Genomic DNA, 22,535 nt, shown 5'->3' with positions numbered 1-22,535 from the left:
ATATCGGAAAATATTATGAAAATTAGATTTTCATTAATTTGTCTAATCGGCTTATTGTCTGCCCATGTATCGGAACTTTATGCAGGAGAAAGGAATGATAAAAATATTGAAGAAGAAACCATAAAGCCGTTTCGGGAAATTGGTATTTCCCTCGGCTTTCGTGGCAAGCACAATACCAGTATATTTTCTGAAGGCGCAACCCTGTTCGACGCAAATAATGATGGCCTTCTGGACCTTTATTTACCCCATGACGGTAGACCAGTTTATAAGGCGACTTCAAAGCAGGGCGTGTTGACCAATAGCAATGTGCCCGCTTTACCTAACACTTTGTTTATCAACCAGGGGGTTGATAGCAAGGGAAACCCGGTCTTGACCCCGATACAGGAACTGGTTGGTAAAAATCGACATTATATTCGGGAAGAATTGCTTATTGAGAATAAATATTTACCAAGAAAAGGGATAAAAGACAATGAATTTTCTGTGGGACGTATCGCTCGAGCAGCCGTTGCGGCAGACTTGAACGGCGATGGTCTTATGGATCTTTATGTGCTTAATGCGCACTATGGCATGGCGGTACAGAATGAGGAAACTGCTATGCCTTTTTACCCGGTAGAAACCAATCTGGGGCGTGAAGACAGGAACTCGAAAGAACCTCTTCTCTTTATGGCACCTCCTTTTTTGCGTGTTGGGATGGAAGATGGCCTCAATGTCAAGGTGAATTTTGGCGATAAAGAAGAATGGGAGGGCAGTAACCGGCTCTTTATCAACCTCGGAGATAAAGACCATGATGGTATTCCAGAATGGGTTGATATGACGGAAAAAGCCGGCGTCGGAGGTCGTTGGGACTCGCAAAGTGCCACTGTGGCTGATATAGATCGAGATGGCGATCTGGATATCTATGTTTCCAATTTCTTGGATTTTGATTATTTTGGTTTTGGTATGGAAACCTTTGCAGGTAACCGCAATCAGCTCTATATAAATCAGCTAGTAGAAACTGGTGAACTCACTTTTATAGATAAAGCTTTGGAAATGAAGGTTGCGGGGCTATACGAGGAAGAAGCCTTGCCACATGGAAGTTATAGTTTGCCATTGAAAAAAGTCATTTCCAGGGCGGAACAAATAGTCAATGGTAAAAAGGTAGGCGAAGAAGCCGATCATAGCTGGTCTGCGCAACTAACAGACTGGAATGATGATGGCTGGCCGGACCTGGTTGTTGCCAACGATGTTGGTGGGCCCAGACTGCGAGTATATGAAAACAATAAGGGAAACACCTATCGACGAGATACCCAATTCGACTCCCCTCTGTGGGAGGGCTGCTGGATGGGCGTGGAAAGTGGCGACCTGGATGGTGACGGTCATGCGGAACTACTGGCCACCAACTGTGGCAGCCAAGTGGCTTCCATTAGAAACACAGCACTATTTGTGAATTCCGGCAAAGAAATGGCCAGTATGCCGAGATCTCAGATTAATTATCCACTGGGACAAAGCACTCTGCATAACATCTTATTGAGCTACACGGAGGACTCCGGTCTAAAGGACGTCACCCTGGATACCAGAGTGGTACATTCCGAAGTTATTCCCCCCGACATGGTCAACAAGAACAATGTGATGCCCAAGCACTATGATTTTTATGAAGAGATGCGTTTCAAGGACGGCTTAAGTGGTTTGGAGTTTTCCTGGGGACCAGTGATGATGGATATTGACAATGACAGCGATCTGGATATTTATCTGGCCGGTGCCTTGACAAGAGGCAATGACGGCATGGGTGGTGATTTCTCGGGGGGGCCGGGCCGATTATTAGTGAATAGCAGCTCACCGGGGAATTTTAAGTTTCACGATAAGACATTTGAATATCGCCTTATGGATATTGATTATATGGACTATGACCATGAACCACCGAGGCGGAAGGCGCCGGGGACCGGATGGCATAAACGCGATTACATCTACATCAATGATATTGACTCCTTTTCCGAGATGGGATTGGAGGCTGCAAAAAAAGGAGAAATTCGCGACATCTTTAGGATGCATGAGGCAGCTGTAGGTATGATTTCCGGCGATCTAAATGATGACGGATTTGCTGATCTTGTTGTCACTCATGCCAGTGGCTATAACTCGTTATCGCCTGAAGCACGAAATTTGAAAGTGAGTTTCAATGGGCAAGTGATGGCATTGCCAGGAACAGACAAGCTTAGGCATCCGCCCACTAACTTTGAATCGGGAAAAACCTTTGTCTATATCAATGGTGGGGTTGTGGAGGCGGACATCGCCAATTGGGTAAAAATTCGCCTCATTGACTCAGAGTCTCCGAATATATTCGGTGTTGGTGCGAAGGTGGTAGTAAACAATACTATTGTTAGAAGAATCAATATTGGCGGTCCGAGTTTCAGCAGTTACAGCGGAGATTTACTGGTGGGCTTGGGCAAAGAGAGCGTGGAAAAGTTGCAAGTCAGATGGCCTTCTGGAGCTGATAAATTGGATAGTTACATGCTCCAAAAACCTGTAAAGAATGATTTGATTTGCCTGTATCGAGGAAAAGGTGTAATGCCTTGTGATTTAGTGGGAGAAAGTATTGCGGCGAGTAAGTTTGCTGTTAAAAATTCCAATCCTGAAACAGATTAATCCAATTAGGATGGCACTCAACGGGCTGCGCTAATGCGCTGCTCGTTGAGATTACAGCTTTATTCAAAAATGAACCATGGTCAAGTATTATAGAGTTAGTCTGAACTACATCACGGACAATTTACAACAGACTAAGTATCAGTCGAGCTGACTTCAATAACTGCACCGTGTAATAATGCAGGATCCAAAGCTTTCTTGAGGCAGGCAATCTCAATACCTGTGACCATAGTTTTGGGGCCGGGTGTTATGATGAATGTGGGATCGCCGGCCGTGAGGCATTTCACTGCCTGCCAGTCTTCTTCACTGACCTCCATACGCACCTTGCTTAAACTTTCCGCACCATTTTCATGCTCAGTTTTTTCGGGATGTTGCGATGGATTATAAGGACTCACAATAAACGGCAGTCGCTCAGTACGAGGGTAAACAAATCGAAAGCTGGTTTGCTGGCCGTCTGGTTTAGTGCGGCGCCATGGCACCACACGTCCCATAGCAATACCCGCACGCTTCAGTGTTGACAGATCATTATCGAAATCGTCACTCACCAAGGCAACATCGCAAAAACCCTCTCCCTCCTGCGACCAACGCATCATCCTGTTTCCTGCCCCCCGGCCCGCAAAAATATCAATTAACCATTTGAAATAACGTGCATTCGGTGGTGATGTTAACAGCTCTATAATGGCGCCTTCACGAAACCAAACATGAGCGTGCTGGGCTTTTTTTTCCTTTGTCGCATAGTCTACTGTGAACCCAAGCTGGCGAAAGTCCCGCACTGCTTGGTGAATCTCCTTTACCCATAGTAAAACATGGCTACAACGTGTTTTCATGACAGCACCTTGTTATTTTCGGTTTGGTTCTGACTCACCCTTAGTGTTGATGCCAGATACAGTCAAATCATAAACAATAATCTTACAGAAAGCCGGGACTTGACAAGTGTACAAAATACCATCGTATTATTCTCCACTATCCTGTGTTTACAGGGAGGGGCGGACAATTTTTGAGTATTTTTAAATGCTGAGCATTGACTGCCTCAACGGGTGTTATATCAAAGTGGCATGGCTTATTGAGACTTTTGGCTATCCGGAATTGAGTGGATAGGGCAGGGCGCGCCGGTGTAAAAATCCGGCCCTTTATATATAACCCATTGATTTTTAATGTAAATTTCCAAAAATAAACAATGACCGTAGAATCTTATCTAAAAATCAGGCTATTTTTCAACGAATAATAACCAAATCTCAAGGAAAATGAATCCAGATACTTGTTGCGTACGTATTAATGGCACACTTGGGCAATCTTCAGGATAAATACAATGCGTGCATCAATACATTCAACCAGAATAATAACACTTTTATTCGTTCCCATCATGCTACTAATAATCTCCGGCTGCTCAAATGATGATGATGACAGTTTGACTCTTTTACCACCTCCCACGCCAGATAATGCGACCGCACTAATACGGGTTACGCACGCATCCCCCGATGCACCACCGGTAAACTTGTATGTGGATGGAGAGCTTTTTCAGGGCGATGTAGATTACTCAACCTCTACCGGTCTGACTGAGGTGCCTGCCGGTGATCTACAGGTTGAAGTCAGGGGCATTTTACCGGATGGCACAGAATTAAGCGTAATCGGGCCTGTGACCCTGACGTTGGAAGATGACACTCTGACCGACGTGATTGCATATGACAAGCTTTTGGATGGCAATGAGATCAATATCAAATCCAAAGTTATTGGCAGTGAAATATCCGATATTGGGTCAGGTAATATTCGTCTCAATCTCCTCCATATCGCCCCTAAGGTGGGAAATGTGGATATTTATATTGGTGCCCCGGGTCAACCCCTGGGTCAAATTACCCCTATAGATATTGGTTTTGGCGACAATTCCGCCCCTTTACTTGTAGCCGCTGGGGAGTATCAGGTGAGAATTACCCCGAATGGTGACAGTACTGTAGTGTATGATAGCGGAACCTTATCGCTAGCAGAGGGAACTGATTTACTGGTAGCAGCAATTGAGAACACAACAGGGATTGGTGCAAACCCGGTGAATTTACTGGCCATTGATGCTGAGGGTGCTGGTATTCTCTACGACACCGGAGTCGGTGCTGAAGTCAGAATGGTACACAATTCCCTCGACACACCTAAAGTCGATGTTTTGGTAAATGGGATTGAAGTGATTGATGCATTATCTTATCCAGAAAACAGCACCTACAATAGTCTGGCAGCTCCTGCTGGCAACTATGATATTACCGTAGCTGCGGACAGCGATAATACCGTAGCGCCTATTCAACTGGAAGAGCTGTCTTTGCAACAGGGAACCAGTTATACCGCAGTGGCTATCGGCAGTTTGGTCGATGAAACGTTGGAAGCATTACTAACCGTTGATGATCGTCGCACTGTGGCAACCGAGGCCCGACTACGTGTTATTCACGGGTCATATGAAATCGCCAAAAATATTCCGGTGGATATCTACCTGACAGAAAGCATTGACCTTGGTAATTCTGAACCGGTTATTGAAGATCTGGCCTATGGAACAGCTACCAGTCAGTTACCGATTCCTGAGGGTGTCTATGTAGTGACAGTTACGGCAGCGAATGATGATACGGTAATCGCATTTCAAACGGGTCCACTGGATTTAAACGCCGGCAAGAATTATACGGTGATCGCCCGTGATCCATCAGCCAGTGAAACCGGTGCACCATTGATTGCAGTCACCTTGCTGGGTGAATAGGGCCTATCGCGAATATCAATGAGCGCCGTACCCATGTTCCTGGACTCTAAGTGTCAGGTTTTGTCCGGCGCTCAGAAGCAGTAGTATTTCTCCCCTCTTTTATTTCCAATAGTGTTTACTATTGGAAATAAAAGAGCTATGATTTCAAGCACCAAATTACTTCGCGATGCTCTATGTCTCAGTGTTTTAAAGCGGTTCCGCTATTTGACTCATACCGCCCATTCTATGCCCTAAAGCGCAGTATTCTGTTTCCAGAAGACATTCCCGCAGTTAAGACATTTGTCAATTCGATAGCTGATGGACCTGTTCCGGAAGCTATTGACGATTATTGGCATGCAAAGGACTTTCTCTGGAGTAAATGTCGGCGATCTGAAGCAACTTACAATGCCTTTAGGAGTGAATCTGAACGTTTTTTACTGTGGGCCTGGTGTATTCACGGTAAATCAGTTGCCTTGATGAAAAAACGGGATATCGAAGCGTACATCGATTTCGTTGTCAACCCCCCCAAAAGCTGGATTGCTGTCCGAGTTTGCAGGAGGTTTGAGTCTAAGAGCGGCCAGAAGAAGCCCAATCAGAATTGGAGACCATTTGTCGTAAAATTAAGTAAGGCTGAACGCAAGGAATTAATGAGGAGTATTCCAGACACCGCTATTAAACCAGACTCTGGCAATTACGCCCTTGCGCAGAAATCCCTTAGGGAAGTGTTTTCAAACCTGAGCGTTTTATACAATCATCTGGTTGAGGAGGATTACGCTTTTGGGAACGCAATTGCAGCGGTAAAAAAGGCTTCCCCTCATTTAATCGTTGATGTGTCCAACAATTCGGTTAAGCGCCTATCGGCACTACAGTGGGAGTATGTTCTAGAGAGTACCAGAATGAAGGCCGACCAAGATCCGATATGGGAGCGGAATCTTTTTATCATTGCAGTTATGAAGAGTCTTTATTTACGTGTCAGTGAATTGTCGTGCCGGCCAAACTGGAGCCCTAAGATGGGAGATTTTTTCAGGGAGGAGGATGACTGGTGGTTTATCGCGTTTGGGAAAGGCAATAAAAAGAGAAAAGTGAGCGTACCAGTCGACTTTCTTGACTATTTACGACGTTATCGTCTAAGTCGTGGCTTGGACGGATTACCTGCGGTTGGAGAATCTTCTCCCCTACTCCACTCGATGCGAAAACATAATCCAGGGCTGCGAGCACGAACAATCGCAATGCTGGCCCAAGAGGCATTTGATTTGGCAAGTGAAAATATGGCCCGAGATGGCTTTGAAGATGATGCGAAGGTCCTCTTGGCCACTTCAACTCATTGGCTTCGTCATACCGGTGCCTCAATGGATGTGGATACTAGAGCGCTTAAAGACCTGTCAGCAGACTTGGGGCATGGGAAACTGAGTACGACAGATAAAGAATATGTCCATGCAGACGATAAAGAGCGTGCAGCTTCTGGAAGGATGCGGCGAGTATAGTAAGTTCAGCTGACTGAACCGTGACCAAAACCCCCGATAGGCTTTGATAACCGGATTAAAGCCTTCCAATTAGGGTTGATCAGATTCAACTGCTGCAAAATCCCAGTGAGTAACGCCCTCCCCTACCTGACTTGCTAGAAGCGACTGGTGAAGGTGGAAAGAAACTCGTGTGTTACATTCGATCAATACGAATTCCCTCCCTCTCCTTTACGTTCCTTTAAGGTCGAAAGTGCCGGAATGATCAAGATTATTAGTAGGTAAAATGCCTTACTGTCGCACTAGAATCAGACCGTCGTGCGCAGGGATCACTATCTTGCCACGCCGCTGGTCGAAATTGTCTTTTTGACAATTCAGCACATCGAGCCAGGTTGAATCGCCAAGAATCTCCGCCGAAATAGTATTTGTCTGCGAACCCTTGTTCAGTATAACCAACACCTGGTTGTTTTGATGCACCCGGTGATAGCCGTAAAGCCGGCGCTTATCGTCAATTAACACCGATTGAAAATCGCCCAGTTGCAGTGCCGGATTCTGGTTGCGGATATGAATCAGGTTGCGATAATGTCTTAACAGGTCGGTATTAACACTAACCTGATCGGGGGAGCGCTTGCTGCCATCGGGCAGATAGACTTCATCATCATACTCAATGTCCGGCCATATCATCGGCTTGCGTGTATCCGGATCGTTTGCGCCCCACATGCCCACTTCATCGCCGTAGTAGATCATCGGCGCACCTACATAAGTCATCTGGAAGATAGCGAAAAGCTTTTGCAGTTGAATTTCATGCTCATTGGGCTTCCTGACAACATAGCCGGGATTATTGGTGACCTGTGATCTAGAGAAGTAGTTTCCCCAATCCCGGAAGTTGCCGATACCGCGATTCACTATATGTGAACCGATGCGGTTGGAATCATGGCTGCCAAACAGGTTTTGCACCACATAGGCGACACCCTTTGGGTAGAGCTCCCTGAGGTCGGCCAGCTTGCGGTCAAGCGCGCTGACACTGATATTCATGTCCGGTGGGTTGAAAAAGAACTCTGCCGCGGTGAAAGCAAAATTGTAGTTCATCTCACCATCGAATTCGTCGCCCTGAAAATAAGGCTTTACATTTTCCGGTACATCGACAATCTCGGCGGTCAAGTAGGCCTCGGGATTGATCGACTTGACATGGCTGCGCCAGGCCTTCCAGAAATTGTGATGGACCTCGAAGGCCACGTCCAGCCGCCAGCCATCAATGCCATGCTCTATGCCCTTGCCTTTCGGATTCATCCAGCGCTCGGTAGCGGCAAATACATAGTCTCTCGGGCCTTTGACCAGCCCGTTTTCATCCTCTCTAAATTCCGGAAGCGAGTCCACGCCGAACCAGCCGGAATATTTAAATTTGCTACCGGTTTTATCATCCCGAAAAGATTCCACGATAAACCAGTCCTTATAGGGGGACGCCTGCTGGTGCTGCCGCAGATGTTGAAAGGCAAAACTATTGATGCCCATATGGTTGAACACGCCATCGAATAGGATTCGGATGTCCCGTTTGTGCGCCTCATCAATCAGGTTCAATGCCAGCTCATCAGCGCTGGTCCAGACCCAGGTCGATGGATCCAGAGGGTCTTCTGTGGCCATTAGTTTTCGATCACCTGCCGGGTCAGGGCCGAAAGTGGGGTCGACATGGTGATAGCTAGCCCCATCGTATTTGTGCAGGGAAGGGGCATCAAATACCGGGTTGAGGTAGATGGCGCTGATGCCGAGCGCTTTCAGATAATCGAGTTTATCGATAACTCCCTGCAGATCACCGCCGTAACGGCGCCGCAAAAGGTGTTTCCACAACTCCGGTTCACCATTAGCTTTCTCGTAAGCCTGTAACTTGTACCAGTCACTACCCCAGGGGTGGACCTGCCACTGTTTCGGCGGCTCCTGGGGATCTGCGCCGAGTATGTCCTTCATAGCAGGGTCGTTGTTGGTGTCGCCATTGCGGAAACGTTCCGGGAAAATCTGGTACCAAACGACCTTTTTGGCCCACTGCGGAACGAATTCTTCACCCTGGCTGGCATTGGATACAATTGGAATGGCAAACGTAGCCAAGATAAGTGTACGCACGGCAAGCTGGATAATGTTATTCATAAAAAATACTGCTTGATTCACTTCGTCAATTTATCAAATAGTGAGGGTGCAATCGATTACCAATAACGGGACGAAGGATGTCCCGTGACCACTGTAAGCGGCCTTGGAACACCCTTCTTCGATCCCTAGGCCGCCATATAGTCCCGTTGCAGCCTTCGAGACCGGGCATCACTGCCAGGTTAATACACTCGTCTCCAAGGTTCCGGTTGCGGAGGAGGATGAGGTAATCGAGCGGTTACTGCCCCCCTCCCAGATTAGGTTACCGCTGTCATCCTTTTTGATGAACTTATACTGCACCGTGGTGAGCTTCGGCAGGGAGACCGGTAGAAACCACTCAGGATAGTTCGGGTTGTGGAAGGGGCCAACCGCCTTGGACGTATCCCAGTTGCCAAGTTCTGGAATGTCGCCAACGATGTAGACATTCTGTCCAAAGCTGGTGCTGGTGTTGACTTTGAAGATAATCTGATTCTGGTCGTCCGACAGCACTTCATAGCGATACGGGTTGCTGACATTGCCGCCTTTTGTGACCGTAATCTGCCTAACACCCGCACTCACGCTGGGCACAACGGCTTTGATCATAGTATTGCTATTGGCGATAATGGCCGCAGCGGTGCTGCCGAATTTGACCGTGACGGCCCCACCGAGACCCGTGCCATAAAGGTAAATGGTATTCCCGGCGCGCCCCATGGTGGACACCACATTGCCCAGACGGGGAATATCGGTGCCCAAGTCCGGATTGTAAGACCAGACACTGACTTCACCTCCCTCCAGTGTGAAGGGTGCTATCTGCCCGCTGCCAACCGTCACCGTGTCCCCGAACAGCAGACCGCTCAGCACATCGCTGTAATTTCCTGCCGGCAGGGTCGTGTTGATGGCCGGGACAGAAAACGACTGGTCCGGCTGGCGGTTGACCGCGACCACCACCTGTTTATTATAAAATTGCCGCTTGAATACCAGCACATCATGAGTGCTGTAAAGTATGGCGGTTTCGCCAAAGGCGATGGCCTCATTCTGCTGGCGCAGGGCAGAGAGCAACTGGATTGTCTTGTAGGCCGTTGTCGCCTGATCGAAAGGGACTTCTCTTTCCATGAAAACCCGACCGGAAATATCGCTGGCGTCGGCGGAGGTCAGGTACTGCTCGGTTCCGTAGTAAATGTTCGGCGTACCGCGCGCGGTGAGTAGCGTGGCCAGGGCCGCATGATAGGGTTTGTTATTCGGCTGAATGTAGCGGAAGCGGGTGACGTCGTGGTTGTCGAGGAAGGTGACCGCCTGGCTCTCATACTCGTAATCGGCGCTGGTGGCAGTCATCATCTGGCCAAACGCGCTCATCGTCTCGGTGAAGTTACCGAAGGCGTTGGTAGATGCGCGGAAGTACTCGAAGTCGAGATTATTGATACCGGTTCGATCTGGAAAAGACTGGTACTCATCGTACTTGGGGTCTGGGCGGCCGATGAAAAACTCTCCAAAATGGGTCACTGGGCCGCCATTGGCGGAATCGATGGCGTCCTTGAACCCTTTGGCAAACGAAGGACTCATGTGCAGTGTAGCGTCATGGCGGAAACCATCCACACCCTTGGACTTCCAGAACTTTGCCGCCTTCTCGAGATGCGCTACAACGGCTGCATTCTCAGTGGAGAAATCGGACAGTGAGCCCAGGTCCCTGAATCGAAATCCGAATTGAGTGTCATCGGAACCGCGGTCACCGAGATTGTGAAACCAGTAGTTAGTATCATAGTTGGGATCGGCGAGCAGGTTTTCGAAGTAGCCGTCTGAGTTGTGGTCGACGGGATTACCATTCGAGTCGAACACATAATTGCCGTTGCTGTCCTTGTCAGGCTCGTAAAGTTTTCCGTCCTCTGGAGCGTTTTCAGACGTCGGGTTTCTGCCGCGACTCGTATGGTTCGATACGAAGTCGATAATGAGTTTTATGCCGTTGGCATGCAGCGCGTCCCTCAACGCCTCAAACTCCTGCATGAGACCAAAGTGCTTGTTGGTGGCGAAATAGTTGCGTACATGATAGCCGTGAAAGCTTGTCCAGAGATCGTAGCCACCGCTCTCCTTGTAGTCGTAAATTGGCGTATCACGGTTCGCATAGGGAGCGGAAATCCACACTGCAGTAATACCCATGTCCTTCAGGTAGGAGATTTTATCGACAATACCCTGCCAGTCTCCACCCTGGTATAGCTTCAGGTCGTCTCCATTGCCGAGCCCGTCCTGGTCCGGGTCATCGAATAGGCTGGCGCTTGACCCGGCGGGAATATTATTGGAGGTATCCCCATCCACAAAACGGTCGGTAATAATCTGGTAAACGACGTCCTTTGGCGTGACCGGAGACAGTGTGCCCGAAGAGGTTGCGGCATTCGATTCCAGTGGTGCAAGTGCATACAACCCGATGCCAATGGCCAGTACTTTGGATATGACAAAATGTCCCAGCGTGATTTTTTTATTCATTGATTCTCATCTCTTGTGGGTGAGTGAACAGAGTAGAGAAAAAATTGCATTCCCTAGTCACCGAGCCCGCAGCTTCCCCTTTTATGGATGGGCAAGAAACTCTACCGGTAGTGGGGTACGAGCTTAATGGATTTTATCAAAATCACAGGTGCATCCCTCCCCCTCTGGGAGGGCGTAGAGGGGGGCTGAAGACAACAGCAGCCGTTGCCAGCTTGTCTGTGAAAATTTCGATCAAAAGAATGCCGGTAAGTATGGTCGCTTTACCGCTGGTGGTAGATTGTCCGGCGAGTTTCTCTCCTGATTTGCTCGCTCTTACATTCAAAGAGGCCCTGGTTCAGGGGCAGAACTTATGCTTTTTTGAATCACCCCAGGCTTGTCGGAAGTTAACCTCCTCGAGGAAACTAGTCAAGGGTGAGGCGACCTGGATACCTGCCAAAAATACAGGAAAGTACCAATTGCACCGCTAACCCACTAGCCTTGCAAGCATCTGCTTCAGATTTTTCAGCGAAAGTTGAATCCCAGCCCAGGTATAGCCAAGATTCGATCTTAATCCGTGAAGCTGAATAGCAGATAACACAGCGCTCAAGCCTAACAGATGGTTATGGATATCCGGTTATCTCACGAATAGATTGATATAGCGGCTTCAGTCGTTTATACATTTTTAGATACACTTCTTTATACAGTCGATCATAGAGTTGCACCGTTGGATAGTGCGGTTCAAATACATCCCCTTTTCGCGTCATATTTTGAATGGCCATTGGAAAATTCAGGTATTCTCCCAGCCCCACCGCACAGTTAATCGCAGCCCCAAGTCCAGAGGCTTCATAGGTATGTGGACGCTCTGCAGTAAGACCAAAAATATCTGCGGTTATCTGCATGGCAGCATCGCTTTGTGAGCCACCGCCGGATACCCTCAGGCGTGTAATTGGAACGCGGCTACGTTTCTCTATTCGCTCTTTTCCCTGCCGTAGTTCATAAGCCAGACCTTCCAGAATTGCACGGTATACATGCGCTCGTTTATGGACATCACCAAAACCAATCAAGGCCCCTTTTCCCTCGGGTCCTGGTTGCCGAACACCCGGAGACCAGTAAGGCTGCATCATCAAACCCATAGATCCCGCCGGTACCTTGTTTAAGAGATCGTCAAAAAGCTGTTCCGCTTCTAACCCCAGTTCTTTTGCCTTGCGCTGCTCGTAATGGGCAAACTCATTCTTAAACCAGTTCACCATCCAGAATCCACGATAGACCATCATCTCTGTGTTATAAAAGCCAGGAATTGCTGCAGTGTAGGGGGGAATAAATGGAAGAATCTCAATATATTTTGATGTGGTTGTATTAATAGTTGCCGTTGTACCATAACTGAGACAACCAATATGAGGCTCTGAACCCCCTGCTCCAAGTACTTCACAGGCTTTATCAGAAGCTGCTGCAATCATTGGCAGTCCAGCTGGAAGACCAGTCATTTTAGAAGCTTCTTGCGAAATATGTCCAAGTAACTCTCCGGTTTTAACCAGTTCAGGCATCATATTTCGTGTACAGGAGAGCAGCTTCCATTTTAAATCAGATTTTTTAGCCCAGCGTTGTCGTTTGTAGTCATAGGGCAGATACCCCATAGTCGATCCGGTAGCATCTTTTAATTCACCAATTAGCTTGTAGGTTAGATAGGCTGACAGGCTGACATAATACCGAGTTTTTCTCCATATTTCCGGTTCATTCTGCGCAATCCAATTGCACCGTGATTTGGATCGCAGATCATCAATCAGATTACTGAGCCCCAGCAATTTGATACCAAAACCAATGATTCCACCAAGAGATTCCTGTGCTACTGCTTTTCTCTGATCCATCCAGACTATGGCAGGCCGCAGTGGCTTCTTTTTTTCATCTAGATTAATCATAGTGTATCGCTGGGTTGTCAGTGACACACCACGAACCTCCTCAGGTCTTACTTTGCCTGTAGCCCACAACCCGTCAAAAGCTTTTCTCAGAGAATCCCAGTAATACTGTGGGTCCTGCTCAGCCCAGCCGGGATGCTCAGAAATATAAGCATCCAATTGTACTTTACTTTTAGCGACTTCATTGCCCTGATTATCAAAAACCAGCACACGTACACTCTGGGTTCCATTATCAATGGCTAAAAAATACTGTGAAAATTTCACAATCTATTCTCTGATTCCGGACTTACCATTATCTTTCTTGTTTAGGCTGGGATACTGTAATGTTGTTTCCAGATCTTTTGATAACGGACTTTTTCTATAGTCCATTTTTTCTCCGTCCAGCCAAGAGCTTCATGACAAACAGTATATATCTTATCCTCATAGATCATACCACCTTTTGCCAACAGCAAACCCAGTCGAGTTCTACGAAGCAGTAAATCATCAAGATGCACTACGGCTTCGTTGGCTGCGACCCAGCGTAATTCTGCCCAGGTTGAATGAGTTCCCGGTATCAGATTAAGTTCAGAGCATTTCGCGCCAGACACCAATGACTCTGAGTCTTTACCATAATAACCGCAAAGACGCTTTTTCAGATAAGAGGGCAGCCCCGAAAACAATCCGTTTTCTGGAGTAAACCGGGAAAATATCGCTTTTGAATTTGTCCTGCTCTCATATTCACACAAATATTTTCTGGCAGTGGACAATACATCAAGAGCAATCAACCTAAAGGTGGTCAACTTACCACCACTGACCGATACCAGGCCATTATCATCCCATACGCTGTGATTGCGCTTTTCTTTAGAAGGATTCAGGGCACCAGAAGCAATAAGTGGCCTTACACCTGCCCAGGATGACAGAATGTCTCTCTCTTCCAGTTGTGCTAAAGGAAATTGATAACGAGTCACGGCAATCAAATAATCCATTTCTTCACGGGTCATACTCGCTTCAACATTCTCAACAGTTTTCTCATCAAGGTCTGTTGTGCCAATGACTGTCCTGCCTTCCCATGGGTAGATAAATATTGGTCTGCCGTCATTTGGGTGAAATGTAGTCAATGACTGTGCCACAGGGAGCCGCCAGAATGGCACCACGATGTGACTCCCTCGGGCAGGTCGAATTTTTTTTTCCCTTGCTATCTCACCGCGTAGTTCGTCTACCCAGACACCGGTAGCGTTAATCACCACTTTGGCTTTAAGTGCACGACGTTGACCGGTAAGGGCATCTTCCACTTCAACGCCGACTACCCTGTCATCATGTTTAAGCAGGTGCTTTACACCTATATAATTGATGACGGCCGCGCCATCCTTCTGCGCTTCCCGCAATACCCGCATAACCAGTCTTGCATCGTCGGTTATTGCATCAGTGAACTGTGTCCCACCTATCAAGTTTTTTTCATTGATATAAGGACAAACCCATTTGGTCTCCTTCAGAGAATAATATTTCCGATAGCGTCGCCCAGCAAAAAAATCATATATCCTGAGCAGAATATTAAACATCATGGGGCCTGGGATCTTGCCTCTATAATGAGACATCATAAAGGCCATTTTATCCACCAGACCAGGCGCTTCATCCATTAAGCGCTCACGTTCGTGTACAGAGTGGAGTGTGGTTTTGATATCACCGGCAGCAATGTATCTCAACCCACCATGAATCATTTTCGAAGAACGGCTGGAAGTACCCCAGGCAAAATCATGACGTTCCAGCAGAAGTGTTTTCAGGCCCCGTCTTGCGGCTTCCCTGGCAATTCCTGCCCCTGTAATGCCTCCACCGGCAATAATCACATCCCAATGTTCTGCTTCATTGTCAAGTTTGTTGAATAGAATTTCCCGCTGACCGGGCTGCCAAAGTTTTTGCCACATTGGGTATCATCTCCACCCTGATTCCTGAACCAGTAAAGTCCCCGGATTAAGGCGGCGATCACTATCAAACTCTTTTGTTAGAGTTCGGATGATCCGCATGCCAAGCCTGCCTTTTTCCGCCTCTAGATAAGGGGCATGATCCTTACCAACACCGTGCTGATGAGAAATGGTTGCGCGACTGTGAGCAATGATTTCTGAAGCTGAGGCTTTCATTTTTTGCCAGCGCTTTAATGTTGCCTCGTAACTGCCTGCGCAGCGGAAAAAATAAGTTGTATAAATACTGCACCCTTGTGAATACATATGAGAAAGATGGGTAAACACCATGACTTCTTCATTTTCATTTTTTAAAGAATTTTCCAGGCTTTCTTCTATACTCTGCAAAACAGAATCCACGTTTTCCCAGTCTGTGGAAGTTTCCAGAGTGTCGATGGCGATACCTTCCTGCCAGGCAGTTTCACGAAGGTAAGGAAATTTAAATCGCCCATCTGCCCAGATCTTGCCCATCATCTGGGCAATAGAGCCTCCAATACCACCATAGCCTTTCAATATTTTTCTGACTTGCTTCAGTGAGGTTTTGTTTTGAATCTTTGACCCCGTTACACCAAAAGTCAGCATACAGCGATCCCCCCCCAAGCCACGAAAACGCAGATAACGATCCAGCAGTTTAAACTGTGACTCTTTGGTACCCAGATGGATATGCGCCTTTGATTCTTTGGCATTACTGACTCGCATCATAGACATGGGTATATTTTGTTGAACCAGCTCCCGCACCGCCTTTTTGGCTGAACTCCAGTCTGGCATAAAGACTACAAAGAACTTCTCTTCCTCCGGCAGACGGGTCACTCTTACCTGAACTTCTGTGAATATTCCCAGTCGGCCTTCTGTCCCCATGATTATTTCGCGAATATCCGGTCCTGCGGATGACGCAGGAATAGAGGGAATATCCAATGCGCCATGTAGCGTTTCCATACGACCTCCGGCAAACAATTGTTCTATACGACCAAAGCCGAGGGACTGCTGACCGGAAGACCGGGATGCAATCCAACCACCGACAGTTGATAGCTCCCAGGACTGTGGATAATGCCCCAGGGTATAACCCCGTACCCGCAGTTGGGATTCCACCAGAGGACCGGGTGTACCTGCACCAAAGGTAGCAACCTGACTTTCTTCACAAAGATCCAATAGCTGGTTCATTCTGCCCATATCAATGGTCAAAATAGCCCGTTCACTTTGCTGTGGAGTAATATGACCGGCGACAGATGTCCCACCACCATATGGAATCACTTCAAAATCATGCTCAACAGCAAGGTCCAGCAACTCCCGAACCTGAGAGCTGCTTTCAGGATAAGAAACTCCATCTGGAAAAACTCCATAATCGCCACTGTGCATAGCCAGCCAGTCTGGAAAGCTCTGCCCCCGTGCATGACGAACCCGCTCTTCTGCCCCTTTTGAGATCAGATAATGATCCGGTAACCGGGAAGCTGGCACTTTGGCCATAACTGCATCAAGAGAAGCATTGGGCAAAGGATCGGTTACACCAATCACAGAGTGGATTAAACGACGACCGTGATCAGATATTTCTTTTACATAGCTTTCGTCACCCCAGCCATTCCAACGTCGAGCCATGCTTTCACCTTTTTTTCATCAAAAATTCATATTGTAATGGTCAAGTATTTTTGGCCACCCTTTTGTGGGCATTTCGATATACCCTGATGCCGTATGCGTTGGCAAACCGCTGTTAAGCTGATAAGACTATGCCTGGCTACAATATCCAATACAATGTAATTATCAGTCTCTCCCTTTGCTAACAAAAACTCTGTCTGTTTTCAAACTCTTGAAGAACCGATCAGTCAGTGCATTGCCCCACTAATCCCCATAGGGGTTCAGACCCATCTTCATTCGGTAATAGCCTGGTAACCGCCGGAACCCCGAGCTGATACACTGACCTCCCCAGTTTCAAAGAAACATAACATCTTACGGCTTCCCTCTCAATTCATAAACCAATGCCAGTGTCTTCTTTACCAGAGCGATCTCCGCTGACGGAGACAACAGCTATTCAACAAGTTGACGCGTAATGAGGCTCAGAACCACCACCAATGAAACAACGCGAGAGGCTGCTAAGGGATACATAATTTCACTGCTCCAATCTGTATCCGGTCTCTGGATATTGAATTTCCAGTTCAGCAGATTTGAACTGTCAACGTGAGACTACTCTAGATTTTATCAGTATGAGAAGGATTTGGGGGGTGCTCCAAGCCCGTTAGCTTCATCAATGGGTCTGCACTATATCGACTGAGAGGAGTTACACTTTGTACCACTCTCTTAGTTATGGACCGAATTCACGCCGAGCTCTTTCTGGCTATACAGGCGGATTTCATAAGTGCCTTCAGCCACAGCTGTTCTGATTCGGAGTCATTTGTCCAGTAGCTACTGCAATACACTTCAGGCACTTCACAAAGGCGATGAATAGCGTGGTTCCAGTCATTGCTCGACTAACAAAGTTTACAACGAGTCAGGCACCAAGAGATCTTTAGACATCTCTGGATTAGCCTTTCAACATCTAAATACGCTGCTAGCAGTGCATCCTGAGCTGATCTCCGCACCCAAGATTTCATGTTTCTAGAAAGTGGATTGAGATTCATTGATGAGTATACTGATGAAGGAAGAAGGCATTATTTTAATTTTCATAAAATAATGCCATGAAACTCAGCTCAAAAATAAATTAGACATGCACTCTTCTGTAATAGCTATCGGTTACTTCTTGTTCGTAATCCCTGGCGGCAATCATCTTTACACAAGGAACTGAAAGCGCTTTTAAGGAGCATCCGAGGTATTGAGTAAATGTTATATTATCTCTTTGTATTCATTCAGAAGAATGGTATCTGAATCACCCCGGGTTTCTCGGAGGCTAACTTTCTTGAGAGAATTAGCCAATGAGCAAACGACCTGGATACTCCCCCGAAGTACGGGAACGCGCAGTTCGCATGGTGTTGACCGGCGAGCACGAGCACCAATCACGCTGGGCAGCGATCACATCTATCGCTTCCAAGATCGGCTGCACACCCGAGACCCTACGATCATGGGTCAACAAGATGGAAGTCGACAATGGTACTAAACCCGGCACCACCAGCAGCGACGCAGCCCGCCTCAAAGAGCTGGAGCGCGAAGTCCGTGAGCTGAAGCGCGCTAACGAGATCTTGCGCAAGGCTGCCGCTTTTTTCGCCCAGGCGGAGCTCGACCGCAAACCGAAGTAATGGTGGCATTCATTGACCAGGAACGTGAGGCGCACGGTGTCGAGTCAATCTGTGAGGTTCTGCCGATTGCACCGTCGACCTTTTACCGCTGCAAGCATCTACAGGCCAATCCAGAGCAACGCTGTGCGCGCGCTCAACGTGACGATGAGCTGAAGCCTGAGATCCAGCGGATCTACGAAGAAAACCACCGCGTCTATGGTGCACGCAAGGTCTGGAAGCAGCTTAACCGTGAAGACGTAAAGGTCGCCCGCTGCACAGTTGAACGGCTGATGAAGGTACTGCAATTGGAAGGTGTTCGAAGAGGCAAACGTTGCGTTACGACTATCCCGGATGAGCTGGTCGATAAGCCGCTGGATCTGGTGAATCGCGAGTTTACGGCAGAGCGCCCCAACCAGCTTTGGGTGGCCGACATAACCTATGTCGCAACTTGGTCTGGTTTTGTTTATGTCGCATTCGTTGTCGACGTATTCTCCCGCCACATTGTTGGCTGGCGCGTATTAAAGAGCCTTCAAACCGACATTGTGCTTGATGCTCTGGAGCAGGCACTCTGGGCGCGAGGTAAGCCCCGTGGCGTTACCCATCACAGTGATCGAGGTAGTCAGTACCTGTCAATTCGATATACCGAGCGGCTTAGTGAGGCGGGTTTTCAGGCGTCAGTCGGCAGTGTCGGCGACTCCTACGACAACGCACTGGCAGAAACCATCAACGGTTTATTCAAGGCGGAGGTCATCCACAGGGCAGGTCCCTGGAAAGGGCTGGATGAGGTTGAACATGCAACCTTGACCTGGGTCGACTGGTTTAACCATCGCCGTATTCTTGGGCCAATTGGCGATATGCCTCCAGCTGAATACGAAAACCTGTATTATCAACAAACCGAGTCTGCCCAAGCGGCATGACTCAAATCAAATTGCCTCCGACAAACTCGGGGTGATTCAATCAGACTGACTCCAGCACCAATGGTTGACAAAGGTTAATGATCCTGTTAACAAGTGAATAGAAATTCAACACTTGCCCATTGATATTAAGAATCCCAGATTGCCCCATAAGCAGGGATTCCCTGCAATTCCACTTCGTATACCACCTTTTGAGTCAAAGGTTGATTGGCAATACAGATAACCGCTTCTGCACCAGTTTTCAATACGGCATTTTGGGCCAACTTAACAAGGTCGGGTTTACCATGGCTGCTGGTATCCCATATCAAAGCATCAGGTACAGCATCCAGAACTTCATCAACGAGCGTATTGCCATAGGTTTTCCGAGGGTTGCGGGTTGACCATACTAAGCTTGCAGGCACTTTTTTTGCCAACAGGTGCGGCAAACAGGGGCCAATTCCACTACCAGTGGCTATATATACCACTTTCTTGAACAACACTTCAATATTGGCTACGCCTGCTGTTGGGATTCCTTTGGTCCAAACCTGTTTTGGCCTGTCATCTATAAATCTGCCTGTCCAATCTCCAGCTCGGGAGATTGTCAGTCGAAATCCATCCTCACCTGGTGTGGGTACATTGGCAAATGAATGCCACTCCAGCAAAGGATTTCGACTGATGGCAGTGGAAGAGCCTGCAAAAGGGGTTACGCCATGATCAAAACGAGTCAAAGCCACGTGAGAAGAGGGAGAATCGATATCAATCTTCACCTTTTTCAATCGCAACCAAGGCAGAATCACACTGAATGTTATAATACACAGCCCCCAGAAGGAGGGACTCTGGATAAGATCGGAGATACCACTGACAAGCAGGCAAGTTTGTATCCAAAATAAAATAAGTACTAACCAGCCGCCAAATCGATGTACCAACTCAAAATGGTTATGGAAACGCCGTCGAACTGATGGCAATGCCATGGCGACAATCAGTATAAGTATTGCCATAAGCAAAAAAGCCACTATCAAAAGGCTGTTGGAAGTGTTTGACAACGCATAGTCTTGCTGGTAGACCAGGGCTGTCAAATAAACAGCATACCAGAGGGTTCCGGCCACAGCGCCGCCGCTGTGTAATCCTCCAAAATGATATACTTTGGCTAGGTGCCATCGAATCCAGAGTGGCCAACTGACTGGGGCTCTTGTTGCAATCCAGAAGAAGAAATTGATCACATATTGTTGCCGCACCAAGACAGCAACTGCAAAATTAGCCAAAATCAAATCTAGCAGTACCGGCAAACTATCCCCCTGTTTTGACCACCAATCTGCCTGAGTAAATCCATACCAAAATATCCCGGCATTCACTGCGAACACTAAAAGAAACAGAAGATTATAATGTTCAAGGTAACGATGTCGCAGGATTTTCCGAAGCAGGCTCGGTTTTACGTCTAAAGCTATTTTTTCTATCACCGCATCCATCATGGTGCCACTCCTATTCTTTTCTCACGAATAATGACTCACCACTTTTGCTTGAATCTGAGCCCGTAATGCCTGTTTATCAATTTTACCCCTGTCTGTCATTGGAAACTCGGAAAGGGCAACAATAGTATAAGGTAAACAGTAATATGGCAGTGTTGCACCAATGGTGTCCATACAGCGTTGAGTATCTACATTCTTAGGAGTGACAAATGTCACCAACTTTTCATTACTTACCTTCAGTGTTACCGCTTGCTGGCATCCTTTAACAGATTCAGTAACAGTAGAAATTGAATCAAGTTCGACCCGAAAACCTTTTATCTTTACCTGGTCATCTGTTCGCCCCCAATGTTCCAGCTCACCATTTTCACTCCAACGTCCCAGATCACGTGTTCTAAACATCATTCCACCATTTGCGATGAATGGATCCGGCTGAAATCGCTCCCTGGTCAATTCATTATTATTAATATAGCCGGCTGTAACGCCTTTTCCGCCAGCCCAGATTTCTCCTATGCTACCGACCGTACAGGGTTGAAGATTTTCATCAAGCAAGTACACCGTGTTATTGGGTGTCGGTTTACCTACAGTAAGTGAGTAAGGGCAAGAAAAATAAGGCTGTGCCGTATTAATAATGGTGGTTTCTGTTGGTCCGTAGCTATTGATAAATTGACACTTGGTCGCCCATTGCTCAACAAGAGGTTTTGGACACGGTTCTCCTGCCACTGCTACGGTTCTTGTTGAATTACAGAGAGAGGAATCAATTTTTGCCAGAATACTTGGCGTGGCAATGATCACATCACACTGTCGAGCAACTTCTGTAAAATCGCTACCCCTAATCATCAAAGTACCCCCGTGGGCCAGGCAACCCAGTATCTCCCACGCTGCCATATCAAAGGCGATGTTCAATAATTGTGATACTTTATAGCCCGGTTTAATTCCTAAACTGCCTGGTTTTGACAGTAGGATATTACACACATTATCATGAGTAACCTGAACACCATTAGGAGTACCAGTGGTGCCAGAAGTAAAAAGAATAAAACAGTTAGTATTAGGATTAAATTTTCTCTCACACTTTTTCACTGAGCTTCTGATTTTCCATTTATTAGAGATCCTGTCCATATCATCAATAGTTAGAACCATCTGATTGTATGAGAATGGTATTTTTTCGATCAGATGTGATAGGGTCAAATTCACCTTGATTTTGGCTATTTCCATAACCTTCAACAGTGTTGACTTTGGAGTGATTCTAACATCTTGAGGAACATAAGCGGCTCCGGTTTTTAATATCCCAAGGATACCAACTACCATAGAAATCGACCGCTCCAGAAACAAACCAACATTATCACCAGGACCCACTCCTAATTTAGTCAACTTTTCTGCAATGCAATTTGCTTGTCGATTCAACTCTCCATAAGTTATCTTTAGGTGCTTATGTATTACAGCAACAGCAGTTTGCTGCTTCAAAGCCTGACACTCAATAACCTGATGTATCATTTGATATGGAATGCTCACTTCCGGCCCTTTACCATACGCTTCAAACTTAACCTGATCTGTTTTTGAAAGATTATTCAAAGCTTTTTTATCAAATTGACTATTTTCCTTAATAACTTCAATAGGCTGCTCTGAAATTTCTAAATTGTCTCGGATATCGAGATTTATTATTTCCACTTTTATTCTCCAAGGGACATTCAAAAGTTGCAATCTCTCTATTTAAATATTTTAAAATAAATAAATGAATTGTATTGCATGAAGCTGCTTTAATATTTCTAGCCAAATACCA

At 46.9% G+C, this 22,535-nt stretch carries 12 protein-coding genes and 1 other annotated feature; of the genes, 4 read left to right on the top strand and 8 right to left on the bottom strand.

Annotation, left to right across the window (positions count from 1 at the left end; genetic code table 11):
- The first annotated feature begins 15 nt into the window (after positions 1 to 15).
- Positions 16 to 2,619 (top strand): CRTAC1 family protein, encoded by a 2,604-nt coding sequence (locus tag M8T91_RS09030; RefSeq protein ID WP_301418909.1) that lies wholly within the window; start codon positions 16 to 18, stop codon positions 2,617 to 2,619.
- Positions 2,620 to 2,750: 131 nt separating this feature from the next.
- Here M8T91_RS09030 and M8T91_RS09025 read toward each other — a convergent pair whose 3' ends face one another.
- Positions 2,751 to 3,443 carry a VOC family protein gene (locus tag M8T91_RS09025; protein WP_301418907.1) on the bottom strand — a complete coding sequence of 231 codons (693 nt, stop codon included), beginning with the start codon at positions 3,441 to 3,443 and terminating at the stop codon, positions 2,751 to 2,753.
- A 482-nt stretch (positions 3,444 to 3,925) separates the two neighbouring features.
- Here M8T91_RS09025 and M8T91_RS09020 point away from each other — a divergent pair, with 482 nt between their 5' ends.
- Complete coding sequence (locus M8T91_RS09020; protein ID WP_301418905.1) at positions 3,926 to 5,344, top strand: DUF4397 domain-containing protein; 1,419 nt, start codon at positions 3,926 to 3,928, stop codon at positions 5,342 to 5,344.
- A 173-nt stretch (positions 5,345 to 5,517) separates the two neighbouring features.
- Positions 5,518 to 6,807 carry a tyrosine-type recombinase/integrase gene (locus tag M8T91_RS09015; protein WP_301418903.1) on the top strand — a complete coding sequence of 430 codons (1,290 nt, stop codon included), beginning with the start codon at positions 5,518 to 5,520 and terminating at the stop codon, positions 6,805 to 6,807.
- Between the two features lie 267 nt (positions 6,808 to 7,074).
- On the opposite strand, the gene M8T91_RS09010 is transcribed toward M8T91_RS09015, so the two are convergent.
- The 5 genes from M8T91_RS09010 to M8T91_RS08990 all read right to left on the bottom strand — a co-directional run bounded on the left by M8T91_RS09010 (position 7,075) and on the right by M8T91_RS08990 (position 16,792).
- Positions 7,075 to 8,922, bottom strand: a complete 1,848-nt coding sequence (locus M8T91_RS09010) for a glycoside hydrolase family 13 protein (protein ID WP_301418901.1) — start codon at positions 8,920 to 8,922, stop codon at positions 7,075 to 7,077.
- Positions 8,923 to 9,090: 168 nt separating this feature from the next.
- Positions 9,091 to 11,373, bottom strand: a complete 2,283-nt coding sequence (locus M8T91_RS09005) for an alpha-amylase family glycosyl hydrolase (RefSeq protein ID WP_301418899.1) — start codon at positions 11,371 to 11,373, stop codon at positions 9,091 to 9,093.
- A gap of 599 nt (positions 11,374 to 11,972) precedes the next feature.
- Positions 11,973 to 13,529 carry an FGGY-family carbohydrate kinase gene (locus tag M8T91_RS09000; protein WP_301418897.1) on the bottom strand — a complete coding sequence of 519 codons (1,557 nt, stop codon included), beginning with the start codon at positions 13,527 to 13,529 and terminating at the stop codon, positions 11,973 to 11,975.
- A 41-nt stretch (positions 13,530 to 13,570) separates the two neighbouring features.
- Complete coding sequence (locus tag M8T91_RS08995; RefSeq protein ID WP_301418895.1) at positions 13,571 to 15,166, bottom strand: glycerol-3-phosphate dehydrogenase/oxidase; 1,596 nt, start codon at positions 15,164 to 15,166, stop codon at positions 13,571 to 13,573.
- Positions 15,167 to 15,172: 6 nt separating this feature from the next.
- Positions 15,173 to 16,792, bottom strand: coding sequence for an FAD-binding oxidoreductase (locus M8T91_RS08990; protein WP_301418893.1), 1,620 nt, complete (start codon positions 16,790 to 16,792; stop codon positions 15,173 to 15,175).
- A gap of 1,307 nt (positions 16,793 to 18,099) precedes the next feature.
- Between M8T91_RS08990 and M8T91_RS08985 the strand changes: the two genes are divergently transcribed.
- Positions 18,100 to 19,316 (top strand): IS3 family transposase gene (locus M8T91_RS08985; protein WP_301413860.1). Its coding sequence is split into 2 segments (ribosomal slippage): positions 18,100 to 18,388 and positions 18,388 to 19,316, totalling 1,218 coding nucleotides; the frame shifts between segments, so codons are not numbered across the junction.
- Positions 18,378 to 18,494, top strand: a sequence feature (AL1L pseudoknot). (Overlaps the previous gene by 117 nt.)
- 125 nt (positions 19,317 to 19,441) lie before the next feature.
- Here the strand turns inward: M8T91_RS08985 and M8T91_RS08980 are convergent.
- Positions 19,442 to 20,761, bottom strand: coding sequence for an FNR domain-containing protein (locus M8T91_RS08980; RefSeq protein ID WP_301418891.1), 1,320 nt, complete (start codon positions 20,759 to 20,761; stop codon positions 19,442 to 19,444).
- 21 nt (positions 20,762 to 20,782) lie between these two features.
- The gene (locus M8T91_RS08975; RefSeq protein WP_301418889.1) at positions 20,783 to 22,423 is read right to left on the bottom strand and encodes an amino acid adenylation domain-containing protein; all 1,641 of its coding nucleotides are present in this window, start codon (positions 22,421 to 22,423) and stop codon (positions 20,783 to 20,785) included.
- Between the last annotated feature and the right edge of the window lie 112 nt (positions 22,424 to 22,535).

The organism is Microbulbifer sp. MI-G (genome assembly GCF_030440425.1).
Taxonomy (GTDB): Bacteria; Pseudomonadota; Gammaproteobacteria; order Pseudomonadales; family Cellvibrionaceae; genus Microbulbifer; species Microbulbifer spongiae.
Note: the sequence above shows the minus strand (reverse complement) of the source record. Positions and strands in the feature narration are given on the sequence as shown.